The organism is Kitasatospora acidiphila, assembly GCF_006636205.1.
GTDB lineage: Bacteria > Actinomycetota > Actinomycetes > Streptomycetales > Streptomycetaceae > Kitasatospora > Kitasatospora acidiphila.
Genome location: NZ_VIGB01000003.1, coordinates 2,851,542 through 2,863,873, shown reverse-complemented (window position 1 = coordinate 2,863,873; position 12,332 = coordinate 2,851,542). Strand labels below are relative to the sequence as shown.

Annotated in this window: 11 protein-coding genes and 2 pseudogenes; 6 read left to right on the top strand and 7 right to left on the bottom strand. The window is 70.7% G+C overall.

The genetic code is table 11. From position 1 onward, the window contains the following. The first annotated feature begins 125 nt into the window (after window positions 1–125). The 4 genes from E6W39_RS41545 to E6W39_RS13665 all read left to right on the top strand — a co-directional run bounded on the left by E6W39_RS41545 (window position 126) and on the right by E6W39_RS13665 (window position 2,943). Complete coding sequence (locus E6W39_RS41545; RefSeq protein ID WP_141633788.1) at window positions 126–1,331, top strand: phosphoglycerate kinase; 1,206 nt, start codon at window positions 126–128, stop codon at window positions 1,329–1,331. A gap of 6 nt (window positions 1,332–1,337) precedes the next feature. Next, entirely contained in the window at window positions 1,338–2,123 is a 786-nt protein-coding gene (tpiA, locus tag E6W39_RS41540; protein ID WP_141633787.1) for a triose-phosphate isomerase, read from the top strand. A 105-nt stretch (window positions 2,124–2,228) separates the two neighbouring features. Continuing rightward, the gene (gene secG / locus E6W39_RS13670; protein WP_101382628.1) at window positions 2,229–2,465 is read left to right on the top strand and encodes a preprotein translocase subunit SecG; all 237 of its coding nucleotides are present in this window, start codon (window positions 2,229–2,231) and stop codon (window positions 2,463–2,465) included. A 142-nt stretch (window positions 2,466–2,607) separates the two neighbouring features. Beyond that, window positions 2,608–2,943, top strand: coding sequence for an RNA polymerase-binding protein RbpA (locus E6W39_RS13665; protein ID WP_035841977.1), 336 nt, complete (start codon window positions 2,608–2,610; stop codon window positions 2,941–2,943). 64 nt (window positions 2,944–3,007) lie between these two features. Here E6W39_RS13665 and pgl read toward each other — a convergent pair whose 3' ends face one another. The 5 genes and pseudogenes from pgl to tkt all read right to left on the bottom strand — a co-directional run bounded on the left by pgl (window position 3,008) and on the right by tkt (window position 9,794). Continuing rightward, complete coding sequence (gene pgl, locus E6W39_RS13660; protein ID WP_141633786.1) at window positions 3,008–3,793, bottom strand: 6-phosphogluconolactonase; 786 nt, start codon at window positions 3,791–3,793, stop codon at window positions 3,008–3,010. Further along, a complete protein-coding gene (gene opcA / locus E6W39_RS13655) occupies window positions 3,790–4,866 on the bottom strand; it encodes a glucose-6-phosphate dehydrogenase assembly protein OpcA (RefSeq protein WP_141633785.1) in 1,077 nt (358 codons plus the stop codon). Before opcA ends, pgl begins: the two co-directional genes overlap by 4 nt. Next, window positions 4,863–6,376: pseudogene (zwf, locus tag E6W39_RS13650) on the bottom strand (glucose-6-phosphate dehydrogenase). Before zwf ends, opcA begins: the two are co-directional and overlap by 4 nt. Window positions 6,377–6,486: 110 nt before the next feature. Further along, window positions 6,487–7,632 carry a transaldolase gene (gene tal, locus E6W39_RS13645; RefSeq protein WP_101382631.1) on the bottom strand — a complete coding sequence of 382 codons (1,146 nt, stop codon included), beginning with the start codon at window positions 7,630–7,632 and terminating at the stop codon, window positions 6,487–6,489. A 62-nt stretch (window positions 7,633–7,694) separates the two neighbouring features. Beyond that, on the bottom strand, window positions 7,695–9,794 hold the full coding sequence (gene tkt / locus E6W39_RS13640) for a transketolase (protein ID WP_141633784.1): 2,100 nt from the start codon (window positions 9,792–9,794) through the stop codon (window positions 7,695–7,697). A 438-nt stretch (window positions 9,795–10,232) separates the two neighbouring features. Between tkt and E6W39_RS13635 the strand changes: the two genes are divergently transcribed. Then, a complete protein-coding gene (locus E6W39_RS13635) occupies window positions 10,233–11,174 on the top strand; it encodes a heme o synthase (protein WP_141633783.1) in 942 nt (313 codons plus the stop codon). A 20-nt stretch (window positions 11,175–11,194) separates the two neighbouring features. Here the strand turns inward: E6W39_RS13635 and E6W39_RS42955 are convergent, their stop codons facing one another. Both E6W39_RS42955 and E6W39_RS44140 read right to left on the bottom strand, forming a co-directional pair. Continuing rightward, on the bottom strand, window positions 11,195–11,329 hold the full coding sequence (locus E6W39_RS42955; protein WP_267286752.1) for a hypothetical protein: 135 nt from the start codon (window positions 11,327–11,329) through the stop codon (window positions 11,195–11,197). Between the two features lie 187 nt (window positions 11,330–11,516). Further along, window positions 11,517–11,855 (bottom strand): annotated as a pseudogene (locus E6W39_RS44140) (DUF2461 family protein); the annotation flags it as partial. A 91-nt stretch (window positions 11,856–11,946) separates the two neighbouring features. On the opposite strand from E6W39_RS44140, the gene E6W39_RS13625 reads away from it, so the two are divergent. Next, window positions 11,947–12,282, top strand: a complete 336-nt coding sequence (locus E6W39_RS13625; RefSeq protein WP_141633782.1) for a hypothetical protein — start codon at window positions 11,947–11,949, stop codon at window positions 12,280–12,282. Window positions 12,283–12,332 lie beyond the last annotated feature (50 nt).

Sequence of the window (12,332 nt, the reverse complement as noted above, 5' to 3'; positions counted from 1 at the left end):
GCGGCACCTGCCGCCTCCGGGCCCGGTCCCTGCCCACCCTCACCGCTGTTCCGCCCGCTCCGGCGGTGCGGCTCGGTGCTGCGCCGCCTGTGCAGCGCCACCCCTTCCCCAGGAGATCGAAGACCGTGAAGACCATCGACGACCTCGACGTGTCCGGCAAGCGGGTGTTCGTCCGCGCCGACCTCAATGTGCCGCTGAACGGCACCACGATCACCGACGACGGCCGGATCCGTGCCGTCGCGCCGACCATCACCGCGCTGCTGGAGCGCGGCGCCCGGGTGGTCGTCGCCTCCCACCTCGGCCGCCCCAAGGGCGCGCCGGACCCGCAGTTCTCGCTGGCGCCGGTGGCCGTGCGCCTGGGCGAGCTCCTCGGCAAGCCGGTCGCGTTCGCGACCGACACCGTGGGTGACAGCGCGAAGGCCACCGTCGCCGCCCTCGGCGACGGCGAGGTCACGCTGCTGGAGAACCTGCGCTTCAACGCGGGGGAGACCAGCAAGGACGACGCCGAGCGCGGCGCCTTCGCCGACCAGCTGGCCGAGCTGGCCGAGCTCTACGTGGGCGACGGCTTCGGCGCGGTGCACCGCAAGCACGCCTCGGTCTACGACCTGCCGGCCCGGCTGCCGCACGCGGCCGGCCTGCTGATCGAGAAGGAGCTGGGCGTCCTCAAGCGGCTGACCGAGGACGTGCAGCGTCCGTACGCCGTGGTGCTCGGCGGTTCCAAGGTCTCCGACAAGGTCGGTGTGATCGACAACCTGCTGGGCAAGGCCGACCGGATCCTGATCGGCGGCGGCATGATGTTCACCTTCCTCAAGGCCCTGGGCCACGAGGTGGGTGCTTCGCTGCTGCAGGAGGACCAGATCCCGGTCGCGCTGGAGTACCTGGAGCGGGCGAAGGCCAGCGGGGTGGAGTTCATCATTCCGGTGGACACCGCGGTCGCCGGCGGCTTCCCGGACCTCAAGACCGGCGCCCCCGTCGAGGACTTCGAGGTCGTCGACGTCGACGCGATCCCGGCCGGCAAGCTCGGCCTGGACATCGGCCCGAAGACCGCCGCGCTATTCGCCGAGAAGCTGGCCGACGCCAGGACGGTCTTCTGGAACGGCCCGATGGGCGTCTTCGAGCACCCGCAGTTCGCCGACGGCACCCGCGCGGTGGCCCAGGCCCTGCTGGACTCTGAAGCCTTCACCGTGGTCGGCGGCGGCGACTCGGCGGCGGCCGTGCGCACCCTCGGCTTCGACGAGAACAAGTTCGGACACATTTCGACCGGCGGCGGCGCGAGCCTCGAGTACCTGGAGGGCAAGACCCTCCCCGGTATCGCCGCCCTGGAGGCCTGAGAGCACATGACTGAGCGTCTCCCGCTGATGGCGGGCAACTGGAAGATGAACCTCAACCACCTCGAGGCCATCCAGCACACCCAGAAGCTGGCCTTCGCGCTGGCCGACAAGGACTACGCCGCCGTCGAGGTCGCGGTGCTGACCCCGTTCACCGATCTGCGCTCGGTGCAGACTCTGGTGGACGGCGACAAGCTGAAGATCAAGTACGGCTCGCAGGACATCTCGGCGCACGACGGCGGGGCCTACACCGGCGAGGTCTCCGGCCCGATGCTGGCCAAGCTGAAGTGCAGCTACGCGGTGATCGGCCACTCGGAGCGCCGGGAGTACCACGGCGAGACCGACGAGCTGGTCAACGCCAAGGTCAAGGCCGCCTACCGCAACGGGATCACCCCGATCCTCTGCATCGGCGAGCCGCTGGAGATCCGCAAGGCCGGCACCCACGTCGAGTACACCCTGGCGCAGCTGGACGGCGGCCTGGCGGAGGTGCCGGCCGCGCAGGCCGAGACCATCGTGGTGGCCTACGAGCCGGTCTGGGCGATCGGCACCGGCGAGGTGGCCACCCCCGAGGACGCGCAGGAGGTCTGCGCCGCGATCCGGGTCCGGCTGGCCGAGCTGTACGACGCCGAACTGGCCGAAAAGGTCCGGGTGCTGTACGGCGGCTCGATGAAGGCCGGCAACGTGGCCGGGCTGATGGCCAAGCCCGACATCGACGGCGGTCTGATCGGCGGCGCCTCGCTGGACACGGGCGAGTTCGTCAAGATCGTGCGTTACCGCGAGCAGGCGGTAGGCTAACGCCCTCGCAGCAACGTAGTCTTTGGGCCGGACCTCCTTTCCCATGGGGTCCGGCCCTGGTTGGTCTCAGCCGAATGAGCCTTGAACGAGAGAGTTGGTCCCGCCGTGGTTCTCGGGTTCTCGATTGCCCTGATCGTCTTCAGCGCGCTGCTGGTCGTCCTGGTGCTGCTGCACAAGGGGAAGGGCGGCGGCCTGTCCGACATGTTCGGCGGCGGCGCGCTCTCGACGGGTGGCGGTTCGGCGGTGGCCGAGCGGAACCTCGACCGCATCACGATCATCATCGGCCTTGCTTGGTTCGCCTGCATCGTCGTACTGGGTCTGCTGATCAAGGTCAAGAGCTGATCCGGACTCAGTTCCGAAGGCGGTGCGGACAGATCCTTATCCGCTCCGTACACTAGGACAACTTGTCACCGTCCGCAGCGGGCGGTCGGTCGGCAGTGCCTGGGCGCCTCCAGGCAGTCAAGGGCATGCAGGGAGTCAGATCGTGGCAAGTGGCAACGCCATTCGAGGCAGCAGGGTCGGGGCCGGCCCGATGGGTGAGGCGGAGCGCGGCGAGTCCGCTCCCCGCAACCGGATCTCCTTCTGGTGCGCCAACAAGCACGAGACGCGCCCCAGCTTCGCCGCCGAGGCCGTCATCCCGGACACCTGGGACTGCCCGCGCTGCGGGTTCCCGGCCGGGCAGGACGAGCACAACCCGCCGGCGCCCTCGCGCAACGAGCCGTACAAGACGCACCTGGCCTACGTCCGGGAGCGTCGCACGGACGCGGACGGCGAGGCGATCCTGGCCGAGGCGCTGGCCAAGCTGCGTGGCGAGATCTGAGCGGTAGTCACAGACGTTCGAGGGGCGGTGCGCTGGTGCGCACCGCCCCTCTCCTGTTGTGCTGTCAGGCCGAGGCCGGAGGGTAGAGCGCCGGCGGCAGCTTGGCGGCCGCCGCCCTGTCCAGCAGCCAGAGCGTGCGGACCGTGCCGTACGCCCCGGAGGCCGGGGCCTGCAGCTCGCCCGGGCTGGTCAGCGCCATCGCCACCGCGTCCGCCTTGTCCTCGCCGGCCGCCAGCAGCCAGACCTCGCGGGCCGCCCGGATGGCCGGCAGGGTGAGCGAGATCCGGGTCGGCGGCGGCTTGGGCGCCCCGCGCACCCCGACCACGGTGCGCGCGGTCTCCCGCACGGCCGGGTGCTCGGGGAAGAGCGAGGCGACATGGGTGTCCGGGCCGACGCCGAGCAGCAGCACGTCGAAGGCGGGCACCCCGGCGTGGTCCTCGGGGCCGGCGGCGGCCGCCAGCTCCTCGGCGTACCGCTCGGCGGCGGCCTCCACATCGGCGCCGGCCACGCCGTCCGAGGCGGGCATGAAGTGCACCCGCGCCGGGTCCAGCGGGACCTTGGCCAGCAGTTCATCGCCGGCCTGCACGGCGTTGCGCTCCGGGTCGGCGGCGGGCACGAAGCGCTCGTCGCCCCACCACAGGTCCAGCCGCGACCAGTCCACCGCGTCCCGGGCGGGGGACTCGGCGATCGCGGCCAGCAGCGCATTGCCGTTGCGCCCGCCGGTGAGCACCACGGAGGCGGTGCCCCGGGCGGCCTGCGCGTCGACGATCCTGGTGATCAGTCGCGCGGCGGCCGCCTGGGCCATCAGCTCCTTGTCGCGGTGCACCACCAGCTGCGGCACCCCGGTCATGCGCCGGTCCGCTTCTTGGCGGCGGACTTCTTGGCCGCCGGCTTCGCCGGCTCGGTGGCCTCGGCGATGTCCGCGGCCGCCTCCTCGGCAGCCTGGTCGACCACCTCGGCGACCGGCTTGGCCACGGCGGCCTCGACCCCCGCCTCCTCGTCGGCGAGCTTGTCCACGCTGGTCCGCACGGCCGCCGCGTAGATGGCGTCCTCGTCCAGTCGGCGCAGCTCCTCGGCGATCAGCTCGGCGGTGTCGCGCCGCTTCAGCGCCACCATCCGGTCGGGCGAGCCGGGGATGGACAGGGTGCCCATCAGCCCGTCCGGCCGGTCCAGCACGATGTCGCCGTCCTTGGTGCGCAGGCGCACCGCGGTGATGCCCGGACCGTCGGTGACGATCCGCTGCACCGGCACCCGCAGCCGGTCGTGCAGCCAGAGGCCGAGCAGCTCGACGCTGGGGTTGTAGGACTCGCCCTCGACCACCGCGCCGGAGATCCGGACCGGCTTCTGGTCCAGGGCGGCGGCCAGCATCGAGCGCCAGCCGGTGATCCTGGTCCAGGCGAGGTCGGTGTCGCCCGGGGTGTAGCTGTCGGCGCGCACCGCCAGCTGGCCGACCGGCGACTCGGCGGTGACCGCGTCGGTGATCCGGCGCTGGGCGAGCGCACCCAGCGGGTCCTGCGCGGGGTTCAGCGGCGCGTTCTCCGGCCACCAGACCACCACCGGGGCGTCCGGCAGCAGCAGCGGCAGCACCACCGACTGCGCGTGCGAGGTCAGCTCGCCGTGCAGTCGCAGCACCACCGTCTCGCCCGAGCCGGCGTCCGAACCCACCAGGATCTCGGCGTCCAGCCGGGCCCCGGCGCGGGCCCGCGGCGAACGGCCGGCCCGCTTGATCACCGCGAGGATCCGCGAGGGGTGCTCGCGGGAGGCGTCGTTGGCGCACTTGAGGGCGTCGTAGGCGCTGCCCTCGTCCACCACGATGACCATGGTGAGCACCATGCCGGCCGCGGTGGAACCGCTGGCCCGGCGGGCGTCCATCAGGGCACTGTTGATCTTGCTGGACGTGGTGTCCGTCAGGTCGATCCTCATGGCCGGCGCCAGCTCCTGCCGTCTCGTGCGAGCATTTCGTCCGCCTCGACCGGCCCCCAGGTGCCGGCCGGGTACTGCGCGGGCTTGCCGTGCTCTTCCCAGTACTTCTCGATCGGGTCGAGGATCTGCCAGGACAGCTCGACCTCCTGGTGGCGGGGAAGAGGTTGGCGTCACCGAGCAGCACATCGAGGATGAGCCGCTCGTAGGCCTCCGGGCTGGACTCGGTGAAGGACTCGCCGTAGGCGAAGTCCATCGTCACGTCCCGGACCTCGAACGAGGTGCCCGGCACCTTGGAGCCGAACCGCACCGTGACGCCCTCGTCCGGCTGCACCCGGATCACCAGGGCGTTCTGCCCCAGCTCCTCGGTGGCGTAGGAGTCGAACGGCAGGTACGGGGCGCGCTGGAAGACGACCGCGATCTCGGTGACCCGGCGGCCCAGCCGCTTGCCGGTGCGCAGGTAGAACGGCACCCCGGCCCAGCGCCGGTTGTTGATCTCCAGCTTGATCGCCGCGTAGGTGTCGGTCTTGGACTCCGGGTTGATGCCGTCCTCGTCCAGGTAGCCGACCACCTCCTCGCCACCCTGCCAACCGGTCGCGTACTGGCCGCGCACGGTGTGCTCGCCGAGGTCCTTGGGCAGCTGCACGGCGCTGAGCACCTTGAGCTTCTCCGCCACCAGGGCCTTGGGGTGGAACGAGGCCGGCTCCTCGATGGCGGTCAGGGCCATCAGCTGGAGCAGGTGGTTCTGGATGACGTCACGGGCCGAGCCGATGCCGTCGTAGTAGCCGGCCCGGCCGCCGATGCCGATGTCCTCGGCCATGGTGATCTGCACGTGGTCGACGTACGACCGGTTCCAGATCGGCTCGAACATCGAGTTGGCGAACCGCAGCGCCAGGATGTTCTGGACGGTCTCCTTGCCCAGGTAGTGGTCGATCCGGAAGACCTCGTCACGGGGGAAGACCTCGTGGACGATCCGGTTCAACTCCTGGGCGCTCTCCAGGTCGTGGCCGAACGGCTTCTCGATCACCGCGCGGCGCCAGGAGCCGGCCGGAGGGTCGGCCAGCCCGTGCTTCTTCAACTGCTGGACCACGTTGGGGAAGAAGCGCGGCGGGACCGACAGGTAGAACGCGAAGTTGCCGCCGGTGCCCTGCGCCTTGTCGAGGTCCTCGATGGTGCGGCGCAGGTTGTCGAAGGCCTCGTCGTCGTCGAAGTCGCCCTGGATGAACCGCATTCCCTTGGCGAGCTGCTGCCAGACCTCCTCGCGGAAGGGGGTGCGGGCGTGGTCCTTGACCGCGTCGTGCACCTCGCGCGCGAAGTCCTCGTCCTCCCACTCGCGGCGGGCGAAGCCCACCAGTGAGAAGCCCGGCGGCAGCAGGCCGCGGTTGGCCAGGTCGTAGATCGCCGGCATCAGCTTCTTCCGGGACAGGTCCCCGGTGACACCGAAGATGACCAGACCGGACGGTCCGGCGATCCGCGGCAGCCGGCGGTCGGCCGGATCCCGAAGCGGGTTCACCGGTCGCGCAACGTTGTCGCCCTGCGTCACCTCGGCCCCCTCAAGGTCAGGAAATTCCTGTGCATTGCTCACTGGTGGGCTCCGCCCTCAGCTTTCGGTGCGAGTAGGTGTCACTTGCCGTCGGCGAAGCCGGCCAGCGAGGCCGTCACGGTGTCGAGCAGCTCCTGCCAGGAGGCGTCGAACTTCTGCACGCCCTCGTCCTCCAGGACCTGGACCACGTCGTCGTAGTCCACGCCGACCTTGGCCAGCGCGTCCAGCACGGCCTTGGCCTCGGCGTAGCCGCCGGTGATGGTGTCACCGGTGACCTGGCCGTGGTCGCCGGTGGCGTCCAGGGTGGCCTCGGGCATGGTGTTGACGGTGCCGGGGGCGACCAGCTCGGTGACGTACAGGGTGTCCGGCAGCGCCGGGTCCTTGACGCCGGTGGAGGCCCAGAGCGGGCGCTGCGGCTTGGCGCCGGCGGCCTCCAGGGCCTTCCAGCGCTCCGAGGCCGGCTTCTTGCCGTCCACCGAGCCGAAGACCTCCTCGTAGGCCTGGTAGGCGAGGCGGGCGTTGGCCAGCGCGGCCTTGGAGCGCAGCGCCTTGGCCTCGTCGGTGCCGATCCCGTCCAGCCGCTTGTCGATCTCGGTGTCGACGCGGGAGACGAAGAACGAGGCGACCGACTCGATCGAGGAGAGGTCGATGCCCTTGCCCTTGGCCTGCTCCAGACCGGTCAGGAAGGCGTCGATCACGGCCTTGTAGCGGTCCAGCGAGAAGATCAGGGTCACGTTGACGCTGATCCCGCGGCCGATCACCTCGGTGATCGCGGGCAGGCCGGCCTTGGTGGCGGGGATCTTGATGAACACGTTGGGACGGTCCACCAGCCACCACAGCTGCTTGGCCTCGGCCACGGTCGGCGCGGTCTGGTGGGCCAGCCGCGGGTCGACCTCGATGGAGACCCGGCCGTCGCGGCCGTTGCTGGCGTCGTAGACCGGGCGCAGCACGTCGGCCGCGTCCCGCACGTCCGAGGTGGTGATCATGCGGATCGCCTCGTCCGTGGTGACCTTGCGGACGGCCAGGTCGCGCAGCTGGCTGTCGTAGGAGGTGTCGCCGCTGCCGGCGATCGCCTTCTGGAAGATGGTCGGGTTGGTGGTCACGCCGACCACGTGCTTGCTCTGCACGAGCTCGGCCAGGTTGCCGCTGTTGAGCCGGCTCCGGCTGAGGTCGTCCAGCCAGATCGACACGCCTTCGTCGCTGAGGCGCTTCAGTGCGTCAGTCATGATGTTCCCAATTCCTGAAGGAGGGCGGGCCCTCTTCGTATCGTGCAGCCGAGGCGGCCGGGTCAGCGGTTGACGGCTTCGAGCGAACGCAGCGACTTGTGCGCCGCGTGCGCCACTGCCTCGGCGGTGATGCCGAACTCCTGGTACAGAACCTTGTAGTCGGCGGAGGCGCCGAAGTGCTCCAGGCTGATGATCTGGCCGTGGTCACCGACCAGGTCGCGCCAGCCCAGGGCGATGCCGGCCTCGACCGACACCCGGGCCTTGACGCTCGGGGGCAGCACCTGGTCGCGGTAGGCCTGGTCCTGCTCGTTGAACCACTCGACGGACGGCATCGAGACCACCCGGGTCGGGATGCCCTCGGCCTCCAGGGTCTCGCGGGCCTTGACCGCGAGCTGCACCTCGGAGCCGGTGCCGATCAGGATCACCTGCGGCACGCCGGTCGAGGCCTCGGCCAGCACGTAGCCGCCCTTGGCGGTGCCGTCGGCGGAGCCGAAGACCTCGCGGTCCCAGGTCGGCACGCCCTGGCGGGTCAGCGCCAGGCCGACCGGGCCGGGGTGGGTGGTCTGGCGCTCCAGCACGGTGCGCCAGGCGACGGCCGTCTCGTTGGCGTCGGCCGGGCGGACCACCGACAGGCCCGGGATGGCGCGCAGCGCGGCCAGGTGCTCCACCGGCTGGTGGGTCGGGCCGTCCTCGCCGAGGCCGATCGAGTCGTGCGTCCAGACGTAGGTGACGGGCAGCTTCATCAGCGCGGCCAGTCGGACCGCCGGGCGCATGTAGTCGGAGAACACCAGGAAGGTGCCGCCGTAGACCCGGGTCCTGCCGTGCAGCGCGATGCCGTTCATGGTCGAGCCCATGGCGTGCTCGCGGATGCCGAAGTGGATCGTCCGGCCGTAGGGGCCGGCGCCCTTGAGCGGGTTGCCATCGGGCAGGAACGAGCTGCCCTCGTCGATGGTGGTGAGGTTGGACTCGGCGAGGTCGGCCGAGCCGCCCCACAGCTCCGGGATCAGCGCGCCGAGCGCCTTGAGGGTGTCGCCGCTGGCCTTGCGGGTGGCGACGTCCTTGCCGGCCGGGAAGTGCGGGATCTCCTTCTTCCAGCCGTTCGGCAGCTCGCCGGCCTGGATCCGGTCGAACTCGGCGGCCCGGGTCGGGTTGGCCGAGCGCCACTCCAGGTAGGTCTGCTCCCACTCGGCGCGGGTGGCCTTGCCGCGCTGGATCACCTGGCGGGCGTGGCTGAGCACCTCGTCGCTGACCTCGAAGGTGCGCTCCGGGTCGAAGCCCAGCACCTTCTTGGTGGCGGCGATCTCCTCGGCGCCGAGCGCCGAGCCGTGCGCCTTGGCGGTGTTCTGCGCGTCCGGCGCCGGCCAGGCGATGATGGTGCGCATCGCGATCATGGACGGGCGCGAGGTCTCGGCCTTGGCGGCGGCCAGCGCGGCGGCCAGCGCCTGCACGTCGATGTCGCCGTTGGCCTTGGGCGTGACCCGCTGCACGTGCCAGCCGTAGGCCTCGTAGCGCTTCAGCACGTCCTCGGAGAAGGCGGTGTGGGTGTCGCCCTCGATCGAGATGTGGTTGTCGTCGTAGAGCGCGACCAGGTTGCCCAGCGCCTGGTGGCCGGCCAGCGAGGAGGCCTCGGCGGAGATGCCCTCCTCCAGGTCGCCGTCGGAGACGATGGCCCAGATGGTGTGGTCGAACGGCGAGGTGCCGGCCGCCGCGTCCGGGTCGAACAGGCCGCGCTCGTAGCGGGCCGCCATCGCCATGCCCACGGCGTTGGCGATGCCCTGGCCGAGCGGGCCGGTGGTGGTCTCGACACCCGCGGTGTGGCCGTGCTCCGGGTGGCCCGGGGTCCGGCTGCCGTGCACCCGGAACGACTTCAGGTCGTCCAGCTCCAGGCCGTAGCCGGAGAGGAAGAGCTGGGTGTAGAGGGTCATGCTGGTGTGGCCCGGCGACAGCACGAAGCGGTCGCGGCCGACCCAGTTGGGGTCGGTCGGGTCGTGGCGCAGGAAGCGCTGGAAGATGACGTAGGCGGCCGGAGCGAGGGCCATCGCGGTGCCGGGATGCCCGTTCCCGACTTTCTGCACCGCGTCCATGGCCAGCACGCGGGCCGTGTCCACCGTGCGCTCGTCCAGAGCGGACCAGTCAATTGCGTTCGTCGGCGTCGTGCTCACCCTTCTCAGGGCTCCTTCCGTATTGAGGTATGACCCCGTGAAGGGACCGGGTCGGCGGCCACGACACTGTGGGCCTGACGCATGTTCGGTGTTGCCGGTCACGGAGGGTTGATCCCGCTTCAGGGCCGAGCCTACCGTCCGCGTCGGGGCCCGCCTTCCGTACCGGCACAACCGGGAGTTTTGAGCTGGGATTCCCGGTCGTACTGTGTGGAGTGCGGTGGTGGCGCCGGTACCACCTTCACCCGGTTCCGAGGGGCCCGCTCCCCGGCGAACTGGACAGTTCACCCACGGGAGTGCGGTAGGGCCCCGTCAGGAGACCCCGGGCGGAACGCCATATATGCACCGTCTAAGGTGGCGTGGTACGCGCAGCGTGAACGGATTCACGAGCACATTCGACCCGGGGACGTCTGCGAAGATTCATCTTCAGTTGGGGTGTTCGTGACCGCCGTCGAATCCCGCCCCGCCGGGGTCCTCGGGACGACCCCCCCACACCGGCCACTGGGGGCCCGTGTCGGGGCATTTGTCGCACTGACCAAGCCGCGGATCATCGAGCTGCTGCTGATGAGCACCGTGCCGGTGATGTTCCTGGCGCAGCGCGGGGTGCCCGACCTGTGGCGAGTGCTCGCGGTGGTCCTCGGCGGCTACCTCTCGGCCGGCGGCGCCAACGCGCTCAACATGTACTACGACCGCGACATCGACGCGGTGATGAGCCGGACCGAGCGGCGCCCGCTGGTCACCGGGATGGTCTCGCCGCGCGAGGCACTGGTCTTCGGCATCACGCTGGGTGTGGTCTCCACGCTCTGGCTGGGCTTCCTGGTGAACTGGCTGTCCTCCGGGCTGGCGCTGGCCGGGCTGCTGTTCTACGTCTTCGTCTACACCATGGGCCTGAAGCGGCGCACCGCGCAGAACATCGTCTGGGGCGGGATCGCCGGCTGCATGCCGGTGCTGGTCGGTTGGGCCGCGGTCACCGACTCGCTGTCCTGGGCGCCGGTGGTGCTCTTCCTGGTGATCTTCTTCTGGACGCCGCCGCACTACTGGCCGCTGTCGATGAAGGTGCGCGACGACTACGCCAAGGCCGGCGTGCCGATGCTGCCGGTGACCGCCGGCAACCTGGCGGTGGCCAAGCAGATCGTCGCGTACAGCTGGATCATGGTGGCGGTCTCGCTGGCGCTCTGGCCGCTGGACCACACCAGCTGGCTCTACCCGAGCGCGGCGGCCGTGCTGGGCGCGTTCTGGCTGAAGGAGGCGCACGGGCTGTACGCGCGCGCCAAGGCCGGTGTGGTGGGCGCCAAGCTCAAGGAGATGCGACTCTTCCACTGGTCCATCACCTACCTGACGCTGCTGATGGTCGCGGTCGCGGTGGACCCGTTCCTGCGCTGACGGACTTCTGGAAACACGCTCTACAGCTGGCTCGGCCCCACTCGGGTGCCGAGCCAGTCGTGCAAGGGGCGGGCGCCGCGCAGGAAGGCGACGATCTTCTTCTTGGCCTCGGCCGTGCCCAGCCACGGCTCCACCGGCCACTCCTGCCAAGCGATCAGGCCCTTGTGCCGCAGCAGCTCGATCCGCGGGTGGTCCTTCGGGTAGCCGCGCGGTGCGCTCTAATGGGGGCACCTCCCGGCCGAAGGCTGGGGGAGAGTTCAGCCCCACCACCTCGATCCGCGTCTTCGCCAGCCCCGCGAGCACCCGCTCCAGCTCCCGGCCTGTGACGTCCTCGGCGACCGCGCTGCGGTAGCGGTCGAGCTGGTCCGCGGCCAGGTGGTACATCCCGAGCCCGGCGGCCAGCCCGTTGGCCGACAGCTGCACATAGCCGCCCTGGTCGAGCACCGCCCCGATGTGCGTCTTGTACGGCGACTTGTCGGCGCTGAACCGCAGGTCCCGGTTCGGGCGGAAGATCTTGCCCGGTCCGAACTCGTCCTCCAGCCCCGCCAGCAGCGCGGCCATCGGCCCGTACACCGCCTCCTCGTAGAACGCCTTGTGCGCGGACCAGTAGGTCCTGGAGTTGTCCGCCTCCAGGCCCTCGTAGAACTCGAGGGCCTCGGCGGGCCAGCCGTGGAAGGTCATGGGGCTAGGCTAGGTCCATCGGAAGGCGCTGTGGCCCGTGGCACACGCCCCTACCGTCGTCAGTACCTCTACCCGTGGGTAGCATGCCGACATGAGCAGCGCAGAGACCCTCACCCCCGCCGCGGACGCCCGCACCGAGCGTCGCGCGAAGCGCATCGCCAAGCACCTGACCGCCTTCAGCAAGCAGCACGGCGGCAGCGCCGACGGCGTGGTGGAGTACGTCGGCCAGGCCGCCACCCGGATCGTGGTGGTCGGCGCGGACGGTTCCTGGGGTGACCAGGTGGCCCCCAGCTACGCCGTCGGCCGTCGGGCCGCCGAGCTGGCCGGCATCACCCTGCACGACTCCTTCGAGGGCGAGCTCGGCCTCAAGGTGCGCACCGGCCCGTACGAGTGGAAGCGGATGGCCGGCATCCAGCTCGGCGGTTGATCGCCTGATCGCCGATACGGCGAGGCCCTGGCCCCCGGGTGCGGAGTGGG

Excerpts from the sequence above, each read along its gene's own strand:
- tpiA (WP_141633787.1), top strand. The coding sequence starts at position 1,338 with ATGACTGAGCGTCTCCCGCTGATGGCGGGCAACTGGAAGATGAACCTC.
- pgl (WP_141633786.1), bottom strand. The coding sequence starts at position 3,793 with ATGACCGGGGTGCCGCAGCTGGTGGTGCACCGCGACAAGGAGCTGATG.
- opcA (WP_141633785.1), bottom strand. The coding sequence starts at position 4,866 with ATGAGGATCGACCTGACGGACACCACGTCCAGCAAGATCAACAGTGCC.
- tal (WP_101382631.1), bottom strand. The coding sequence starts at position 7,632 with ATGACTGACGCACTGAAGCGCCTCAGCGACGAAGGCGTGTCGATCTGG.
- E6W39_RS13625 (WP_141633782.1), top strand. The coding sequence starts at position 11,947 with ATGAGCAGCGCAGAGACCCTCACCCCCGCCGCGGACGCCCGCACCGAG.